Below are 18,797 nucleotides of genomic sequence, written 5' to 3' on the forward strand. Positions count from 1 at the left end.
AAAGGAATTTACCTACATACGCTTTCTTAATACGTGGAAGCTAAATTTATCAGCTCTAAAGTAATTGATAGAATATAAGATTGGCTCATCATTTTGATCGTAGTGCATTTGTTTTAATACAAGCAGCGCTGTTTCAGGCTCACATTCTAAAATCGGTGAGATTTTAGGGTGATAGCCAATTGGCTCAATGTGAGCAACCGCATATGTTATGCGCTTATGCGTGTTATTATGTATCACCGTTAATAATGATTCCTCATTGTAACCCGATAAATCTGGCAATATTTCTTTTGCAAGTTTATCGATACAATACACAACAGGTTCCCCATCTGCTGTACGCACGCGTTCAATCATCACTGCATTAAAACCATCTTCACTATTAAACTTCTCTTTTTCCTCTTCTGTTAAAGTTGTAGTAGATGATGATAAAAAGATTGTTCCTGGTGTTTTCCCCACACTAGAAATCATATCTGTAATACTAGAAAGTTGTTCTATTCCAGAAGAAAATAATGGCTTTGCATTTACAAATGTCCCTACACCATGTCTACGAATGACAACATTTTCTTCTTCTAAAATACGCAATGCTTCCCTTAAAGTCGCTCTACTTACGCCAAGTTCTTTCGCTAAATCAAACTCTGATGGTAACTTTTGTCGTTCTTTATAAGCCCCATCTTTAATTTTTTCTTTGATGTGATCAATCACCCGTAGATATAGGTGACGACTATCGGATTTTACTGACATAAGACTCCCCCGCATTTCAATTATTCGACCTCTGATGTAAGACTTCTTTTCTCTTTTTTCAACTTACAACATAGTACAAATGACTAAACACCAAAATAAGCGTAATTGTCGAATAAATAATAATAATTTTTTTAAATAAAATTTTCACTCTTTATTGCATAAAAAAAACTTTGCACCATAAACATTCCTCATTTCGAGAAAAAGTTCGGCACAATGATCCTTTACATCCTTTGTTACACACTTTTCCCCTCATAGTCTAGCAATTCATGGTTGCCAGGTAGAAACTTATGGACCTTATCTCCAAGATTATATGAGGCAGTGATTCTTTTCGAAGTAATCTTACCACTTGCTCTCATACGTGTCAACAAAATCTAACATTTTTCTGCATTAAATATCGAACATTTACACAAAACATACTCAAAGTATTCGTATTCTAAAGAGCACCTCTAAATGTAAGCCCTTTCTTTATTGCTGAGTATAGTATATAACAAAAACACTATATAAAAAAGCCTAATTGTAAAAACAATTAGGCTTTTTTTAAGAACTTTTTTCTTGTACATCATTAATGAGCACTTCTCTCGGTTTACTACCTTCATACGGACCTACTACACCATTCATTTCCATTGCATCAATTAGGCGAGCAGCTCGCGTATAACCTACTCTAAACCTACGTTGTAACATAGAAACAGATGCTGTTTGCATTTCCACTACAAGTTGAACCGCTTCATCATATAATTCATCTTCTACTTCCTGCTTCGTATCAGGAACATCTTGCGGAATCATATCTTCTTGATATTGTGCTTTTTGCTGTCCAATAACATATTCTACAACTCTCTCAACTTCATCATCTGATAAAAATGCGCCTTGTACACGTACAGGTTTCGATGCACCAATTGGTATAAACAGCATATCTCCACGACCTAGTAGCTTCTCTGCACCACCACCGTCAAGAATTGTACGAGAATCTGTTTGAGAAGATACAGCGAATGCAATACGTGATGGAATATTTGCTTTAATAACACCCGTAATAACGTCAACTGACGGACGTTGCGTTGCAATAATTAAATGAATACCAGCAGCACGAGCCATTTGCGCTAGACGCATAATCGCATCCTCTACATCAGACGAAGCAACCATCATTAAATCTGCTAACTCGTCCACAATTACTACAATATAAGGTAATTCGGGTTGTTTCGCTTCTGATTGACTATTATGCTCTTTTATATAATCGTTGTATCCTTCAATGTTACGTGTACCACTATGAGCAAACAATTCATAACGACGTTCCATTTCACTCACAACTTTTTTCAATGCTTGCGATGCTTTTTTCGGATCAGTTACAACTGGCGTTAATAAATGAGGCACACCGTTATATACATTTAATTCTACCATTTTCGGGTCAATCATCATTAATTTTACTTCATGCGGTTTTGCACGCATTAAAATACTAACAATAATACCGTTAATACATACACTTTTCCCGCTACCTGTCGCACCAGCTACGAGTAAATGAGGCATTTTATTTAGACGGGCTAATACAGCTTCACCTGTAATATCTCGGCCAAGACCAATTAACAACTTCTCTTCCGGATGATTATTAGCCTTAGAATCAAGAACTTCCCTCAGCGTTACCATCGAAACTTCTGAGTTCGGAACTTCGATCCCTACAGCTGATTTCCCGGGAATTGGCGCTTCAATACGAATGTCCTTTGCAGCTAAAGCAAGGGCTAAATCATCACTTAAACTGACAATTTTGCTTACCTTTACCCCCATATCAGGATACACTTCATATTTTGTAACTGCCGGACCTCTATGTACTTTTGTTACTTTCGCTTTCACTCCGAAACTTTGGAATGTACGCTCTAATTTACGAGCATTCTCATAAATTTCCGCATTTTCATTTGTAACTTGCTTATTCTTTGGGAATTTTAATATATCAAGTGAAGGAAGCTTGTAATCTTTATTTTCTACATTTGAAAATTGCATAGGAGGTGCTTGTGCTTCACTCTCTAACGATTCAACAATTTTTTCTCCACGCTTTTTCTTTGGTTCTTCAATTGGCGGAGTCTCTTCAATAAACGGTGAAGTGATCAAATCTTCTTGCTCTACTTCGATTCGTTTATCCTCTTCTTCATTTACAGGATAATTCTCAGTGAAATTCGAAATAATCGGAGGATCAATTGAGATTTCTTCCATCGGCTCAATAATTTCTTCTTGTTCTGCAGCACGTTTGCTTCTTGTGTTTCTTGTGCTTCTTGTTGTTTTTTTCTTTTCTGTTTGTTCAGCCGTTCTTTTAGCTCTCCAATCTTTATAATCCCCTTGCATCACTTGAAACTGACTTCTAAGAATTCTACCAACTGGAGCTAACACTTCTCCAATATGCTTATTTGTTATACAAAGTATACCGAGAATAACTAGAATAATACCAATGATATAAGCTCCTACTTCGTCAAATAAGAAGTAACATGTTGCGAACATAAGCGCACCAAACATACCACCACCTAAATGAACACTATCTGGCCCCTTTTTCATTTCAAGAAAGAAGTTATCTTTCGTACTCACAATAACAGAAGTATTTTGCACTGCTCCATCTTTTGTAAGAAGGTTAAATAATGTAATATGACTAAACATTAATATCGCCAATACAATTAAATAAAATCCAATTAATCGTTTATTTAAAAGGTTCGGCCATCCGCGTTTTATAACAAAGGAAACCGATAAAGCTATTACACCTAACACACCAATTATGTACCACTCACCAAAGAAGAAGCGAAAAAATAACACAAACGATTTCCCTACAACGCCTAGCTGTAAAATCGTAATGATTGAAAGTGCAAAAAGAGTTAAACCGACAATTTCATAATACAAAGTTGGCTTTATCGTACGTCTTGCCTTTGACTTCGTCCCTCTTTGCTTTTGTTTTGCCATTTCTTCACCTCGTGTTCTACATATAAGTAAAGCTCCCCTCAAAATGCTCTATTTATATGTCTGTTTTCTCTATTTTTCAGGTCTTTATATCTTCTATTTTTACACTTCTTGTAAAATGCTAAATAAACAGAAGAAAGCAGCCTACTCATGGCTGCTCAACCGTCTTGTTTTTTATATTATACCATAGCTTCTAAACAAAATCCTTCTTTTTGCTAAAAGGTTATTTTCTGACCGGGCTCAAACTCTAAATAATGAAGTGGGTCCGTACTTAGCACACGTACAATAGAATAAAATCCATGTTCCTCTTCAGAAACCATTAATTCCACACCATTTATATTTACGACTTTTTGACTTTCACATTGTGAATAATCGGCCGGATACACAAGTTGCTCTGGCATAATTGTATATAAAATCATTGTAGCATTGTCCCTTCTGTACTATCTTCAGCGCGAACATCTATTAATTCGTTTAATTTTCGAATAGCATTTCCAATACCGCCTACATCATCTATAAGACCGTACTTTACTGCATCCCCACCAATTACATTCGTCCCAATATCTCGCGTTAAATTCCCTTTCGCAAACATAAGCTCTTTAAAACGATCTTCTGTTACTTTCGAGTGCTTCGTCACAAAACGAATGACTCTTTCTTGCATCTTATCCAAATACTCAAATGTTTGTGGCACACCTATGACAAGACCTGTTAAACGAATTGGATGAATTGTCATCGTCGCAGTTTCCGCAATAAACGAATAGTCAGTAGAAACAGCAATCGGTACACCGATGGAATGTCCCCCACCTAAAACTAGAGACACTGTTGGTTTTGAAAGTGAAGCTACCATTTCAGAAATTGCTAGCCCAGCTTCAACGTCACCTCCAACTGTATTTAATATTAAAAGCAAACCTTCAATTTTCGGATTTTGTTCAATCGCAACAATTTGCGGAATGATATGCTCATATTTTGTTGTTTTATTTTGCGGTGGTAATTGAACATGACCTTCCACTTGTCCGATAATCGTTAAACAATGAATACGTGATTCATTCATTTGTGGTACATTTGTCTGTCCAAGCTGTTGAATTTTTTCAACTATTGAAGCCTCTTTTCCAGCTTCTTTTGGCTCAGCTTCTTTTTCTTCATTTGTATATCGATCACGTTCTGTCATTTCGCATCCCCTTTCACTCGTATATAACTATTATTTCTTAAGTTATAAATTTCATTCGATAGGGTTAAAAAGAAAAAAGATCACCCATAAGGGTGATCTTTTTATACTTCCATAATAATCGGTAAAATCATAGGTTTTCTCTTTGTCTCTTCGTACAAGAACTGTCCTAATAATTCACGAATATTTTGTTTTAACATTGACCATTCAATTGAATATTCTTTAATTGACTGCTCAACAATCATACGTACAATCTCTGTAGATCGTTCAATTAACGCTTCTGATTCACGAACATATACGAAACCACGTGAAATGATTTCTGGACCAGAGATAATTTTCTTTTCATCTTTACCAAGCGTTACAACAACTACTAGTATTCCATCTTGAGATAACATCTTTCTATCTCGAAGAACGATATTACCAACGTCACCTACACCTAATCCATCAATTAAAACATTACCAGCTTGTACTTTACCGACTAAGTTTGCTTCATCGTCACCAAAAGCAATTACATCGCCTTTTTCTACGATAAAGATATTTTCTCTTGTAATACCTACATCTTCAGCTAAATATGCATGTGCTTTTTGCATACGGAACTCACCATGTACGGGTACAAAGTACTTTGGTTTCATTAAATTTAACATTAATTTTAATTCTTCTTGGCTACCGTGACCTGACACGTGAACTTTTCGTTCGCCGTAATAAACAACTTCAGCTCCAGCTCTAAATAACAAATCAATAATTTTTGATACAGATATTTCATTACCCGGAATTGGCGAAGCAGCAATGATAACAGTATCACCTTTACGAATTGAAATTTGCTTATGTGCTTGTTTTGCCATTCTAGATAGAGCAGCCATCGGTTCACCTTGACTACCTGTCGTTAAAATAGCTACCTTTTTCTCTGGGAAGTTGTCTACTTCTTGTAATGAAATAACCATACCTTCTGGAACATCTAAATAACCAAGACGTCTTGCAATGTCTACTACTTTCACCATACTACGTCCTACTACCGCTACTTTTCGCCCTGTTTCAGCAGCTGCATCAAATACTTGTTGAATACGATGTACATTCGATGCAAATGAAGCAACGATAATACGACCTTCTGCACCGTAGAACACTTTAGAGATTTCTACACCAACTTCTTTTTCTGAACCTGTATAGCCTGGGCGCTCTGCGTTTGTACTATCAGATAATAAGCAAAGTACGCCTTCATTTCCGATTTGCGCCATTTTCCCAAGGTCTGCTCCACTATTTCCAATTGGAGTTTGATCGAATTTAAAGTCTCCCGTATATACGACTGCACCTTTTGATGTATGGAAACAAACGCCAACAGAATCCGGAATACTATGTGTCGTTCCGAAGAATGACACCGTTGTAGTGTTAAATTCTACTGTTGAATTTGAATCGATTGTTTTTAGGTCTACACGGCCTAACATGCCCGCTTCACCAAGTTTTTCTTGTATAAGTCCTACTGTTAATTTCGTTGCATAGACTGGAATAGATAATTTACGAAGTACATACACAATTCCACCAATATGATCTTCATGACCGTGAGTAATAAATAAACCTTTTACTCGCTCTTGATTTTCCACTAAATATGTAATATCAGGAATAACGATATCAATTCCAAACATTTCATCTCCCGGGAACATTAACCCTGCATCTACGATAAAGATTTCAGAATCAATTTCAACACAGTACATGTTTTTCCCGATTTCACCTACTCCACCAAGAGCAAATACTTTAACAGACTCATTCTCTTTTCTCTTCATGTTGTTGCCTGGTTTAAAAATCTTGCAAACACTGATTTCACTAAAATTGCAGAGACACCAGGGGAAACTCTACAACCACCATATTTTCACCGTCCAAGACGAATGTCCTTACCGTTATGCGATATCATGTCCTTGTTTATTTTTTAAACCAGGTTTCACCTCTCTTTCATTATATAAATCAAATATCTTATTCGATATGATATGAAAATTTAATTAAATTATAATTTTTCCCAATTTTGCTAAGCATACCCGTACTAAGCTACTTAGCCATATTATACCTGATACAAGAAATAGAACACAAGTTAAATCGTGCGAAAGAAAGAGTAAAAGAACGGAATGACAACAAAAGTATCGAAGGTATTTCCTTTATATTTACTTCGATTTTATACTCCATATTATTTTGAAGAACTAGCCATACATACGCTAAATTCATTTCATAATAGGGAGTTTCAAGATTTATTTTTCTAGAATCCAACAAAAACACTTACAAAATGGAGTTTTTTTATGAATTACGTCAAATTTGAGGGGATTTCTCTAAAAACAAACACCGTAGTTTATTACGTTTATTCCATAATATCTATCATTTTTTGACTCGGTTAAAGGAGTACGATTATTTTCTTATATACATAATGAAGAAGCGATTAATATTCTTATAAGAACACATATAAGTAAGAAAAAGAGGAAAAGATTTGCATATAATAAAAAATGACCTAGTTCTACACTAGGTCATTTTTTATTAACGAGGGATAGATTGCATTACAGATTGTAACGTTACTCTTTCTTCTTCTGTTAATGGAAGAAGTGGTAAACGTACAGAACCTACATCTAATCCAACCATTTGTAACGCTGTTTTTACTGGAGTTGGACTTGGCGCCATAAATAATGAATCAGTTACTCTTACAAGTAATTGATGTAATTTTTGTGCCTTCTTAAATTCTCCTGCTTGAAATGCTGTAATCATTTCTTGCATTTCGTTTCCGATAACATGAGATGCTACCGAAACGATACCTTTCGCTCCAACTGCCATAGCTGGTAACGTTAAACCGTCATCACCGCTGTATACCGCAAAGTCGTCCGCTGTTTTTTCAATGATTTCTGTCATTGTTAACACATCGCCGCCGGCATCTTTAATAGCAACAATGTTTTCTATTTCTGATAAACGAACAACTGTATCAACGGAGATTTGTACAATAGATCGTCCTGGAACGTTATATAGCATAACCGGAAGCGGCGTGCTTTCAGCAATTGCTTTAAAATGCTGATACATTCCTTCTTGACTCGGTTTGTTATAATACGGTGCTACTAGCATTACTGCATCCACACCAACTTCTGTTGCCTTTTTAGTTAAGTCAATAGAAGCATGCGTATTATTGCTACCTGTTCCAGCGATTACGGGCACTCTTTTATCGACAACAGATACGACATGGCGATATAACGCTACTTTCTCTTCTGAAGTTAATGTAGGAGATTCTCCTGTCGTTCCTCCTACCACGATTGCTGTTGTACCGTTATCAATTAAATAATTTACCAATTTCGTTGTCTTTGCAAAATCGATATTCCCGTTTATATCAAACGGTGTTACCATCGCGGTTGCAATTGTCCCAAAATCTATCATGGTCTCACTCCTTATTGTTCCAGTTGCTTTTCTTTTGAAAGCTCAAACGCACTATGTAATGCATTTACAGCCTCCACTAAATCAGTTTCTTTTACAAGAACCCAAATTGTTGTATGACTATCTGCCGATTGCAGGATTTGAATACCTTTTTCCGCTAAAGCTGTAACGATTTTCGCAGTAACCCCTGGGTATCCTGCCATTCCAGCCCCAACGATAGATACTTTCGCACAATGTTCTGTCACAATTGGCTCATATCCAAGGTTCTGTAATAATTTAACTGCATGACTTGATACATTATCACTCACCGTATATGCTACGCCAGTAGGTGAAATATTAATTAAATCAACACTTATTCCTTCGTTCGCCATCTCTTTAAACACATGTTGTTGCAAATCATATGCCGTTTCTTTTGCAAGCACTTTAATTTGCGTTACGTTTGATACGTGGGCAATGCCTGTAACAGGACGTTCTTCTACATCACGACCTCTTGTAGCACCGTCATATGCTGAAATAAGCGTACCTTCACTATCAGAATACGTAGAACGTACACGAAGTGGCACTTTTGCATGCATCGCAATTTCAACTGCACGTGGATGAACGACTTTCGCACCTTGATAAGCCATGTTACAAATTTCGTTATACGTTACAGTTTGAAGATGACGTGCATCTTTTACAATACGAGGATCCGCAGTCATAACACCTTCTACATCAGTGAATATATCGATGTATTCAGCATGAAGTGCAACACCTAATGCTGAAGCTGAAGTATCGCTACCTCCGCGTCCAAGTGTTGTCGTATCACCTTTTTTCGTTTGTCCCTGGAATCCTGTAACGACGATTACATCTACATTTTCTAACTCTTCATGTATACGATCGCAATTCATTTCAATAATCTTTGCATTCGTAAAGTCATCATTCGTTACAAAACCAGCTTGTGCACCATTTAATGCTGCTGCTTTTATACCGTTCTCATTCAACATATTAGAGAAAACAATTGCAGAGATTAACTCTCCACACGATAATAATAAATCTTGCTCACGCTTAGAAATAGTAGATTCCTCTTGATTTACAAGACTTAATAACGTATCCGTTGCATATGGTTCACCTTTACGGCCCATAGCAGATACGACAGTAACTACTTTATAACCAGCAGCTAATGATTTTTTTATATGATGAAGCGCATGCTTACGTCCATTGTCATCACGTACTGATGTGCCACCAAATTTTTGAACAATTATTTTCATATTTTGCACCTTCTCTTAGCCGTTTACACTAATTGTAATTTTACTAAGCGCTCTGCAATTTGAACAGAATTCCATGCAGCGCCTTTTAATAAGTTATCAGATACGACCCAAAGATGGAATCCTTTATCGTTATTTAAATCTTTACGGATTCTTCCAACGAATACTTCGTTTTTACCTACTGCAGTAGCTGGCATTGGATATAGCTGCTCTTCTGGATTATCTTGTAGAACAATACCTTCCGCATTTGCAAGTAAGCTCTTTAATTCTGCTACTGTTACGCCTTCTTTTTCTACTTCGATGTAAACAGACTCAGAGTGTCCTGATACAACTGGTAAACGTACACATGTTGCCGCTACTTCTAATTCAGGCATATGCATAATTTTTTTCGTTTCGTTAATCATTTTCATTTCTTCAAACGTAAATCCATTATCTTGGAATTTATCAATCTGTGGAATCGCATTAAAAGCAATTGGGAAATGCTTCTTATCACCTGATACAGGAAGAACATTTGCCTTAACTTCTTCGCCATTTAAGATTGCTTGTGATTGTTCATGCAGTTCTTCAATAGCTGCCGCACCAGCACCTGATACAGCTTGATATGTGGAAACGATTACTCGTTTTAAACCATATTGCTGACGAACTGGCTCAAGAGCTACTACCATTTGAATTGTAGAACAGTTTGGATTTGCAATAATACCATTATGTTCTTTTAAGTCGTTTTCATTTACTTCAGGTACAACAAGTGGCACGTTTTCTGTCATACGGAATGCACTTGTATTATCAACAACAATCGCACCGCGTTTTGCTGCTTCTGGGGCTAATTGTTTCGATACAGATCCACCAGCACTAAATAGTGCGATATCTACTCCTTCAAAGCTTTCAGGAGTTGCCTCTTGAACCGTAAATTCTTCGCCTTTAAATACAAGTTTCTTACCTGCAGATCGTTTAGATGAAAGTAACGTTAATTTCCCGATTGGAAATTCTCGTTTCTCTAAAGTATTTAACATTTGTTCACCAACTGCGCCGGTTGCTCCAACTACAGCGACATGAAAAGTTTTTTGCTTTTCCATCACTATGCCCCTTTCTAGATACCAATCCTTCTATAACTTAGAATCAGAAGGAGTATACAATACCCCTTCTAATCTTAATAACGTTAATTTTATCATATTCTACAGTAAGAATGATGGTTTCATCAAAAATTGTCCGTTTTTTTTCGTTTTTTAATTCATATATCTGAATTTTTCTACGACCACCGGTTGCAATTGCTTCCCTTGCAGCGCTTCTAACACTGTATCTTCTAGCAGCTCCATGCGAGCTACCATTGAGTTCGGTTTTTTCTCTGGTGCATCTTGGCCGAATGGGACGAAGTAGATGTTTTTTGTTGCCATTAGGCGCATGAGATTTACTCCATTAAGCCCTAAAGCATCATTCGTCGAAACTGCCAATACGACAGGCTTGCCATTTCTTAGCGTCGCTTTTGCTGCCATTAGTACTGGAGAGTCTGTCATTGCATTTGCAAATTTACTCATAGAATTTCCTGTTAAAGGAGCGATTACCATGCAGTCTAATGGAATTTTAGGTCCAAGTGGCTCTGCTCCAACAATTGAATTAATTGCTTTAAAACCTGTTATTTCTTCAATCTTCTTAATCCACTCTGCTCCTTCTCCAAATCTAGTATTTGTTGATTGAACAGTGTATGAAACAACAGGACGTACTTCTGCTCCTTCAGCAATTAATTTTTCTAAATGAGGCATTACTTCTTCGTACGTACAATGTGAACCTGTAAATCCGAAACCAATTCGTTTCCCCTTCAAACTCATTTCTTTTCCTCCTCCTTTGCGATTGCATCTGCTGCTAATAACTGAGAAAGAACATTTGCTAAAATTTGCCCAGCCGTTTTTGGGGCAACAATACCTGGTAATCCAGGTGCTAGCAATGCTTTGACTCCTCTTTTTTCCGCATATCTAAAGTCGGTACCGCCTGGTTTAGAAGCTAAATCAATCACTAGCGTATGAGCTGGCATTTTTGCAATAACATTCGCTGTTACAACGAGGTGCGGAATCGTATTAATTACAATATCGACATTTCCTACTTCTTTCTCTATGTCTTGCATATGAAAAGGAGAAAACATCATTTCTGTAATACGTGCAATATGTTCAGATCGTCTTGCTCCAACTTTGACATGGGCTCCTAATGATTGAAATGCTCTCGCAACACTCATTCCTGTTCTACCAAATCCTAGAACCATTACATTGGACCCATGAATTGTATAGTCGGTATGTTGAATTACCATCATTAATGTACCTTCTACCGTTGGAATAGAATTGTATATTGCTACATCATCACGATCAAATAATTTAACAAGTTTTCGGTTCGTAGTAGATACGAGATTTTCCAAGTAAGGTGTACCAATACCTGAATATATAGTAAAGTGTTCTGGTGTATTTTCAATTTGTTCTTTCGTTATTGAAACTTTTTCATTTGAAAAAATAGTATCTACTTCTCCTTTGGCATTTGTACCTGCAACCGGCAAAATAATTGCGTCTACAGAAGTGAAATCTAAATTTTGTATACTTTCTTTTGCTGCCCCTGTGAAACCATGATCTAACTGATCAAAACCTATCAAAGAAAGTTTCGCATCCAATTCAACTAGCTTACGAATTACTTCTAGCTGCCTTGCATCTCCTCCTATGACAGCAATATGCATCTCAGTCAACATTCCCTAATTCACCTTCTTTTTCTGTCATTTATAAGAAAAGTGCCTACTTTTTCTTTTTCCTCCACATCATATGTAATGTACGAGTTTATGGTGATTGAAAATCCAAATGCACATATGATTTATCAGGTTTCTATGTAGATACAAAAAAAGATGACCAAAATGGCCATCCTTCACTCCGAATTTGAATGATCTATACTATCACAAAGAAGCATATCATGTCCGACTTTCTTTATTTGACTCCATGCCACCCTTACTTCTTGTGGTTCCTTTTTAAAGCCTCCCCACTTCCCTACAGGTATTATAAGTGTTTGTATTTGCCCGTCTTTCTCATTAATCTCTAAATCCATATAACCTAAGACTCCCATTTTTTCCGCTTTTTCTATATCTACAACCTCTTTACCACTTAATTCACTTAATCGCATACACACTCCACTCCCCCTACTGAATTTTTCATTTGCATTGTCTATAATTAGTACCTATTCTATATGTATAAAAAAAATAACCTTCTCTCTTTTAAAAAGAGAGAAGGTTATTTTCAGGTACATTGTAAAAGTTGATTATAGTTTTATTCCTCTTGGAAGTTTTCCGTCTGGACTAATAAGTGCCGCAGAGAACTCGTCAGTAAACATATTGCGAATTAATCCGTCCACATTTTCTTTTGTTACAGTGTTTACACTTTCAATAATCTCATCAAGTGAACGATGTTTACGAAGAAGCAATTCATTTTTACCGTTACGGCTCATACGGCTATTCGTACTTTCTAAACTTAACATTAAGTTTCCTTTTAGTTGCTCTTTACTATTAATAAGCTCTTTTTCTGTAATACCTGTATTTTTCAATGTTTCTAATGTTTCTTGCATTGTTTCATACAGTGTATCTAATTGTTGGCTACCTGTTCCACCATACAGTGTTAACATACCTGTATCTTCATAAGAAGAATGGTAAGAAAATACTGAGTACGCTAACCCACGTTGCTCACGTACTTCTTGGAATAAACGGCTACTCATACTACCGCCTAACACGTTATTTAATACGATTAAGTTATAAATATCTTCGTGTCCCATTTGTAAGCCTTTATATCCTAAACATAAATGAGCTTGTTCTGTTTCCTTTTTACGTGCTACCTTATTAAAATGGAAAATTGGGCTATGTACTTGTTCACGGTTTGTTGTTCCTTCATAACTACCGAAATATTGCTCTACCGTTTGTAAGAAGGCTTCATCAATATTTCCTGCAACTGAAACAACTACATTTTCAGGTGTGTAATGATCCTTAATATATTGGCGTAACGTATCACCTGTAAACGTATTAAGCGTTTCTTCTGTTCCTAAAATAGGATACCCAAGCGGATGCGTTTCATATGTTGCTTTCGTTAACATATCATGCACAATATCATCTGGAGCATCTTCGTACATTTTAATTTCTTCACATACAACATTCTTCTCTTTTTTCAGTTCTTCTTCATCAAATGTTGAATTAAAGAACATGTCTGCTAATACATCTAAAGCATATTTAGCATGCTCATCTAGCACTTTTGCATAGTAACAAGTGTATTCTTTTGAAGTAAAAGCATTCACTTGCCCACCAATGCTATCAAATGATTCTGCAATTTCGCGTGCACTACGTGTTTCCGTCCCTTTAAAGAACATATGCTCTAAAAAGTGAGAAATCCCGTTATTTTTTTCATTTTCATTTCTTGATCCTGCATGGATCCAAATACCAATCGCAACCGATCTTACAGTTGGTATATTCTCCATAACTATTCTTACACCATTTTTACAAGTATATTTTTTAATCAAAAACTTTCCTCCTACTGCCAGTTTCTCTAAATAAGTGCTATTATTTAATGATAACAAGTTTAAGGATGAATGTCATGCAAATGTATTTAATCCACACGTTTTTCATCCAGTAATTCTGTTATATTCCCTACTTTATATCCTTGTTCCTTTAATTTTGTAATCATTGTATCTAATGCTTCTGTTGTTGACGAAGTAGGATGCATTAATACGATAGCACCAGGATGTATTTTTCTCATTACTCTCTGCAATAGTACATCTGGCTCAGGGCGCTTCCAATCGATTGTATCAACAGTCCACATGATCGTTCCCATTTGGAAATCATCTGCAATTTTCACGACTTCATCTCGAAAACTTCCACTCGGCGGTGCAAACCATCTCACCTTTTGATTCGTAGCTGCTTCAATCATTCGATTTGTTCTTTGTAACTGATCTCGTATTTCATCAGACAATAGCGCTTTCATATTAGGGTGTGTGTACGAGTGATTTCCAACTTCTTGTTTTGCATCGACAATCATTTTTGCAAACCGCAAATTTTCTTTCACCCAACGTCCTTCTAAAAAGAAAGTGGCCTTCACATCATGCTTTTTCAATATCTCTAATATGCGAGGCAAATACTCATTTCCCCATGCCACATTTATTGTTAATCCTACCATCTTTTTATTTGGATGCCCTCTATAAATTGGAGCTGGTGATAAATCTTCTAAATGAACACTTGGTGAGACTTCTTTGAATTCAAGATATTTTTGATCAAATTTCTTTAGCTTCTTCATATTATTATACGATGCTTCAATATCCACTTGTCTTCCATTATATCCAGGTGTTGCCTTCCATATTTTATCAATCATCGCATTTTGAGGTGCAATCTCATACTGTTTTGCATGCTTTTGAATTTCTTCATATAAGTTATCCTGTGCAAAAACAGAATAAGAGCCTAAACTGACATATAAAGAAAATATACATATGTATGCCAATATACGAACTTTCATATAAACCCTCCCAAATTAACTATATAAAAACATTTTCTTCTTATCTTTGTTAATTTGAGCGTTATAATGAAAACTATACCTATACCGACATAAAAATATATTGAACAACATGTTTTTTACATAACAAAAAAAGCCAGTTAAACTGGCTTTTACTTATTGCTGCTCTTGTTTGTTTTCTTCTTTAGCAGCTTCTTTTTCTTGCTCTTCTTTTAGCAATACTTTTCTAGATAGATTTACGCGACCTTGCTTGTCAATCTCGATAACTTTAACCGTAATTACGTCACCGATTTTTACAACGTCTTCTACTTTACCTACACGCTCAAGTGCAAGTTCAGAAATGTGAACTAATCCATCTTTACCGCTGAATAATTCAACGAAAGCACCGAATTTCTCAACACGTTTCACTTTTCCTTCGTAGATTTCACCTACTTGTACTTCGCGAACGATATCTTCGATAATTTTCTTAGCTTTGTCGTTCATTTCTTGGTTTATTGAAGAAATGAATACTGTGCCATCTTGCTCGATGTCAATTTTAACGCCAGTTTCTTCAATAATTTTATTGATTTGTTTACCGCTCGGTCCGATAACGTCACGGATTTTATCTGGATTAATTGTCATTGTAATAATCTTTGGAGCGTACGCTGATAATTCAGTGCGTGGCTCTGGAATAACAGATAACATATGATTTAGAATGTGCACACGACCAACTTTCGCTTGTTGTAATGCCTCTTCTAAAATTTCACGAGATAGACCATCGATTTTAATGTCCATTTGTAGTGCAGTTACACCTTGTGCTGTACCTGCTACTTTAAAGTCCATATCACCTAAATGATCTTCCATACCTTGAATATCAGATAAAATTGTGTAATGCTCACCAGTTTTAACTAGACCCATTGCAATACCTGCAACTGGAGCTTTAAGTGGAACACCAGCATCCATCATTGCTAAAGTACTACCACAAATACTTGCTTGTGAAGTAGAACCATTTGATTCTAAAACTTCAGATACAAGACGTACTGTGTATGGGAAATCTTTTTCAGATGGAATTACAGGCTCAAGTGCGCGTTCTCCTAGTGCACCGTGACCGATTTCACGACGACCTGGTCCACGCATTGGTCTTGTTTCACCAACACTAAATGATGGGAAATTGTAATGGTGCATAAAGCGTTTTGATTCTTCTACACCAAGACCATCTAAAATTTGCACATCGCCTAATGCACCTAATGTACAAATACTTAATGCTTGTGTTTGTCCACGAGTGAACAAACCAGAACCGTGTGTACGAGATAAAATGCCAACCTCTGATGCTAATGGACGGATTTCGTCACCTTTACGGCCATCTGGGCGGATTTTTTCAACTGTAATAAGACGACGTACTTCTTCTTTTACAATTTTATATAAAATCTCATTTACTTGTCCTAATGTATCAGCGTCAGCTTCCTGCGCTTCGTAATGCTCAATAACACGCTTTTTCACTTCGTTAATTGCATCTTCACGTGCATGTTTCTCATGTACTTGAATTGCTGAATGCATATCTTCTTCAGCCATTTCACGTACAGCTTGGTTAAGATCAGCGTCAACTTCATAAAGTTTCACTTCTGATTTCTCTTTACCTACAGCTTGTACAATCTCTTCTTGGAATGCAATTAGACGTTTAATTTCGTCATGACCAAACATAATTGCTTCTAACATTGTTTCCTCAGGCACTTGATCTGCTCCTGCTTCAACCATGTTAATTGCATCTTTCGTACCAGCTACAACAAGGTGAATATCACTTTGTTCTTGCTGTTCTACTGTTGGGTTGATAACGAATTCGCCGTTAATACGACCAACTGTTGCACCCGCGATTGGACCTTCAAATGGAATATCTGAAATCGATAACGCTAATGAAGAACCAAGCATAGCTGCCATTTCAGAAGAACAATCTTGATCAACACTCATTACGATGCTGACAACTTGTACTTCGTTACGGAAACCATCTGCGAAAAGTGGACGGATTGGACGGTCGATTAAACGACTTGCCAAAATTGCTTTTTCACTTGGACGACCTTCACGTTTAATGAAACCGCCAGGAATTTTTCCGACTGCATATAAACGCTCTTCATAGTTTACTGTAAGTGGGAAGAAATCTACATTTTTTGCTTCTTTTGATGCAGTTGCTGTAGATAGAACCGCTGTATCGCCATATCTTACTAATACTGCTCCGTTCGCTTGTTTTGCAAGCTGACCAGTTTCAACTGTTAGCTGGCGACCAGCTAAATCTATCGAGAAGACTTGCTTTTCTTGACTCATTTAAGTACCCCTCTCAATTTAAAGTATTCAATTCTTCTATGTAAATGGATAGTATATCACAATATTCTACCTCTAGTATTGCCTAAAATTAAGTAAGCTATAAAGCGTAGAAGATATATTTTTACCTAACAAAAAAGCGGGAATATTCCCGCTTCTTTGACTATCGACGTAAGCCAAGCTTTGTGATTAATTCACGGTAACGTGTGATATCGCTATTACGAAGGTAAGTTAGTAAGTTACGACGTTTACCAACCATCTTTAATAGACCACGACGTGAATGATGATCTTTCTTGTGAGTACGTAAGTGCTCGTTTAGAGTGTTAATTTGCTCCGTTAGGACAGCAATTTGAACCTCTGGAGAACCAGTATCAGTCTCATGAGTTCTAAATTGTGCAATGATTTCATTTTTACGTTCTTGTGTTAAAGCCATCCTATTTCACCTCCTATTAATTAAACCCCCAATTACCTAGCAAGCGTCGGTGAGTCGCAATGCCAAGCAATGGTTGTCATAAAGTACATAACATAGAATACTACTTTTCATTTGAAAAAGCAAGTATATTCTTTTCGCTCATAAAATATTCTTGTGCTGTCTTCTTATCTTTTGCGATTTGTTCAACTAACTCATCAATACCGTTGAATTTCTTTTCTGCTCTTATACGCATATGCCACTCTACTGTAACATTTTGATCGTATATATCTTTGTTAAATTCAAATAAGTGCACTTCAATTGATAATTGACGCTCATCTTCTTTAAAAGTCGGTTTATATCCAATATTACATACACCATCGTACCATTCATCGTGAACTTTTAATCTCACTGCATAAACACCTACAGGTGGCAATAAATACTCATCACTTAAACCTACATTAGCTGTTGGGAAACCAATTTGACGCCCACGTTTGTCGCCGTGTATAACTGTTCCCGCTACAGTATAGGCTCTACCTAAAATAGATGGAATTTGCTCCATTTCGCCATTTCGAATTAACTTTCGTAATGCTGTAGAACTTACTTTCTCTTCTTGAAATTCAACTTTTTCAATCACAGTCTGTGTAAACTCCCCTCTTGCATGAAATGGTAAAGTCTCCATCTTTCCTTTTCCTAAACGTCCATATGAATAATCAAACCCTGCTACTACATGCTTTACATTTAAACCAATAATATAATCATCTACAAATTGTTGCGGTAATAACCCTGCAAATGATTCATCAAATTTAATCACATATAATATATCGATTCCTAAGCTTTCGACTATTTTTTCTTTATCGCGCATTGGTGTAATATACTCCACATGCGCATCCTTTTTCCCTAAAACAACAGATGGATGAGGATGAAATGTCATAACTGCACTTTTATATCCTCGTTCGTCCGCTATTTTTTTCGCAGTTCGAATTACACATTGATGTCCTAAATGAATGCCATCAAAAAATCCTAATGCCATTACAGTAGGTGGTAATTCTAATTTATTTTGTTCATGTGGATGAGTTAAATGAATAAGTTTCACGCTTGAATTCACCTTTTTCTGTAATAATCCTTCCAATAAT

At 36.4% G+C, this 18,797-nt stretch carries 16 protein-coding genes and 1 riboswitch; all 16 genes read right to left on the reverse strand.

Translation table 11 applies throughout. The features are described 5' to 3' along the window. Positions 1-12: 12 nt before the first annotated feature. The 16 genes from F3I02_RS10215 to ribF all read right to left on the reverse strand — a co-directional run bounded on the left by F3I02_RS10215 (position 13) and on the right by ribF (position 18,757). Positions 13-738 carry a GntR family transcriptional regulator gene (locus F3I02_RS10215; RefSeq protein WP_000114182.1) on the reverse strand — a complete coding sequence of 242 codons (726 nt, stop codon included), beginning with the start codon at positions 736-738 and terminating at the stop codon, positions 13-15. A 232-nt stretch (positions 739-970) separates the two neighbouring features. Continuing rightward, positions 971-1,072, reverse strand: a riboswitch (purine riboswitch). A 203-nt stretch (positions 1,073-1,275) separates the two neighbouring features. Further along, positions 1,276-3,666: a DNA translocase FtsK gene (locus tag F3I02_RS10220; protein WP_196477916.1), complete on the reverse strand. Its 2,391-nt coding sequence runs from the start codon at positions 3,664-3,666 to the stop codon at positions 1,276-1,278. Between the two features lie 212 nt (positions 3,667-3,878). Continuing rightward, positions 3,879-4,082: a YlzJ-like family protein gene (locus F3I02_RS10225; RefSeq protein WP_000605023.1), complete on the reverse strand. Its 204-nt coding sequence runs from the start codon at positions 4,080-4,082 to the stop codon at positions 3,879-3,881. After that, a complete protein-coding gene (tepA, locus tag F3I02_RS10230; protein ID WP_000139806.1) occupies positions 4,079-4,828 on the reverse strand; it encodes a translocation-enhancing protein TepA in 750 nt (249 codons plus the stop codon). Before tepA ends, F3I02_RS10225 begins: the two co-directional genes overlap by 4 nt. A 101-nt stretch (positions 4,829-4,929) precedes the next feature. Beyond that, positions 4,930-6,600, reverse strand: coding sequence for a ribonuclease J (locus tag F3I02_RS10235; RefSeq protein ID WP_000823096.1), 1,671 nt, complete (start codon positions 6,598-6,600; stop codon positions 4,930-4,932). 736 nt (positions 6,601-7,336) lie between these two features. Next, positions 7,337-8,215 (reverse strand): 4-hydroxy-tetrahydrodipicolinate synthase, encoded by an 879-nt coding sequence (dapA, locus tag F3I02_RS10240; RefSeq protein ID WP_000564763.1) that lies wholly within the window; start codon positions 8,213-8,215, stop codon positions 7,337-7,339. Between the two features lie 11 nt (positions 8,216-8,226). After that, positions 8,227-9,459 carry an aspartate kinase gene (gene dapG, locus F3I02_RS10245; protein WP_000692451.1) on the reverse strand — a complete coding sequence of 411 codons (1,233 nt, stop codon included), beginning with the start codon at positions 9,457-9,459 and terminating at the stop codon, positions 8,227-8,229. A gap of 23 nt (positions 9,460-9,482) precedes the next feature. Next, entirely contained in the window at positions 9,483-10,529 is a 1,047-nt protein-coding gene (gene asd, locus F3I02_RS10250) for an aspartate-semialdehyde dehydrogenase (protein WP_000414846.1), read from the reverse strand. 150 nt (positions 10,530-10,679) lie between these two features. Then, positions 10,680-11,279, reverse strand: coding sequence for a dipicolinate synthase subunit B (gene dpaB / locus F3I02_RS10255; protein WP_000053596.1), 600 nt, complete (start codon positions 11,277-11,279; stop codon positions 10,680-10,682). After that, positions 11,276-12,178: a dipicolinic acid synthetase subunit A gene (gene dpaA / locus F3I02_RS10260; protein ID WP_000954738.1), complete on the reverse strand. Its 903-nt coding sequence runs from the start codon at positions 12,176-12,178 to the stop codon at positions 11,276-11,278. Before dpaA ends, dpaB begins: the two co-directional genes overlap by 4 nt. A gap of 170 nt (positions 12,179-12,348) precedes the next feature. Further along, the gene (locus tag F3I02_RS10265) at positions 12,349-12,600 is read right to left on the reverse strand and encodes a YlmC/YmxH family sporulation protein (protein WP_001239758.1); all 252 of its coding nucleotides are present in this window, start codon (positions 12,598-12,600) and stop codon (positions 12,349-12,351) included. Between the two features lie 135 nt (positions 12,601-12,735). Then, positions 12,736-13,977 (reverse strand): M16 family metallopeptidase, encoded by a 1,242-nt coding sequence (locus F3I02_RS10270; protein ID WP_000593000.1) that lies wholly within the window; start codon positions 13,975-13,977, stop codon positions 12,736-12,738. Between the two features lie 86 nt (positions 13,978-14,063). Beyond that, a complete protein-coding gene (locus tag F3I02_RS10275) occupies positions 14,064-14,963 on the reverse strand; it encodes a polysaccharide deacetylase family protein (RefSeq protein ID WP_196477917.1) in 900 nt (299 codons plus the stop codon). A gap of 153 nt (positions 14,964-15,116) precedes the next feature. Next, positions 15,117-17,255 (reverse strand): polyribonucleotide nucleotidyltransferase, encoded by a 2,139-nt coding sequence (pnp, locus tag F3I02_RS10280; RefSeq protein WP_000076737.1) that lies wholly within the window; start codon positions 17,253-17,255, stop codon positions 15,117-15,119. A gap of 160 nt (positions 17,256-17,415) precedes the next feature. Beyond that, positions 17,416-17,685, reverse strand: a complete 270-nt coding sequence (gene rpsO, locus F3I02_RS10285; protein ID WP_001229392.1) for a 30S ribosomal protein S15 — start codon at positions 17,683-17,685, stop codon at positions 17,416-17,418. A 100-nt stretch (positions 17,686-17,785) separates the two neighbouring features. Further along, positions 17,786-18,757, reverse strand: a complete 972-nt coding sequence (gene ribF / locus F3I02_RS10290; RefSeq protein ID WP_000766706.1) for a bifunctional riboflavin kinase/FAD synthetase — start codon at positions 18,755-18,757, stop codon at positions 17,786-17,788. Between the last annotated feature and the right edge of the window lie 40 nt (positions 18,758-18,797).

The organism is Bacillus sp. SRB3LM (assembly GCF_015712745.1).
GTDB classification, from domain to species: Bacteria; Bacillota; Bacilli; order Bacillales; family Bacillaceae_G; genus Bacillus_A; species Bacillus_A thuringiensis_K.

What these genes read in the sequence shown, in the direction of transcription:
- dpaA (WP_000954738.1), bottom strand. Translation starts at nt 12,178, where the DNA reads ATGTTGACTGAGATGCATATTGCTGTCATAGGAGGAGATGCAAGGCAG.
- rpsO (WP_001229392.1), bottom strand. Translation starts at nt 17,685, where the DNA reads ATGGCTTTAACACAAGAACGTAAAAATGAAATCATTGCACAATTTAGA.
- asd (WP_000414846.1), bottom strand. Translation starts at nt 10,529, where the DNA reads ATGGAAAAGCAAAAAACTTTTCATGTCGCTGTAGTTGGAGCAACCGGC.
- F3I02_RS10265 (WP_001239758.1), bottom strand. Translation starts at nt 12,600, where the DNA reads ATGCGATTAAGTGAATTAAGTGGTAAAGAGGTTGTAGATATAGAAAAA.
- dpaB (WP_000053596.1), bottom strand. Translation starts at nt 11,279, where the DNA reads ATGAGTTTGAAGGGGAAACGAATTGGTTTCGGATTTACAGGTTCACAT.
- F3I02_RS10220 (WP_196477916.1), bottom strand. Translation starts at nt 3,666, where the DNA reads ATGGCAAAACAAAAGCAAAGAGGGACGAAGTCAAAGGCAAGACGTACG.
- F3I02_RS10215 (WP_000114182.1), bottom strand. Translation starts at nt 738, where the DNA reads ATGTCAGTAAAATCCGATAGTCGTCACCTATATCTACGGGTGATTGAT.
- pnp (WP_000076737.1), bottom strand. Translation starts at nt 17,255, where the DNA reads ATGAGTCAAGAAAAGCAAGTCTTCTCGATAGATTTAGCTGGTCGCCAG.
- dapG (WP_000692451.1), bottom strand. Translation starts at nt 9,459, where the DNA reads ATGAAAATAATTGTTCAAAAATTTGGTGGCACATCAGTACGTGATGAC.
- F3I02_RS10225 (WP_000605023.1), bottom strand. Translation starts at nt 4,082, where the DNA reads ATGATTTTATATACAATTATGCCAGAGCAACTTGTGTATCCGGCCGAT.
- F3I02_RS10275 (WP_196477917.1), bottom strand. Translation starts at nt 14,963, where the DNA reads ATGAAAGTTCGTATATTGGCATACATATGTATATTTTCTTTATATGTC.
- dapA (WP_000564763.1), bottom strand. Translation starts at nt 8,215, where the DNA reads ATGATAGATTTTGGGACAATTGCAACCGCGATGGTAACACCGTTTGAT.
- F3I02_RS10235 (WP_000823096.1), bottom strand. Translation starts at nt 6,600, where the DNA reads ATGAAGAGAAAAGAGAATGAGTCTGTTAAAGTATTTGCTCTTGGTGGA.
- tepA (WP_000139806.1), bottom strand. Translation starts at nt 4,828, where the DNA reads ATGACAGAACGTGATCGATATACAAATGAAGAAAAAGAAGCTGAGCCA.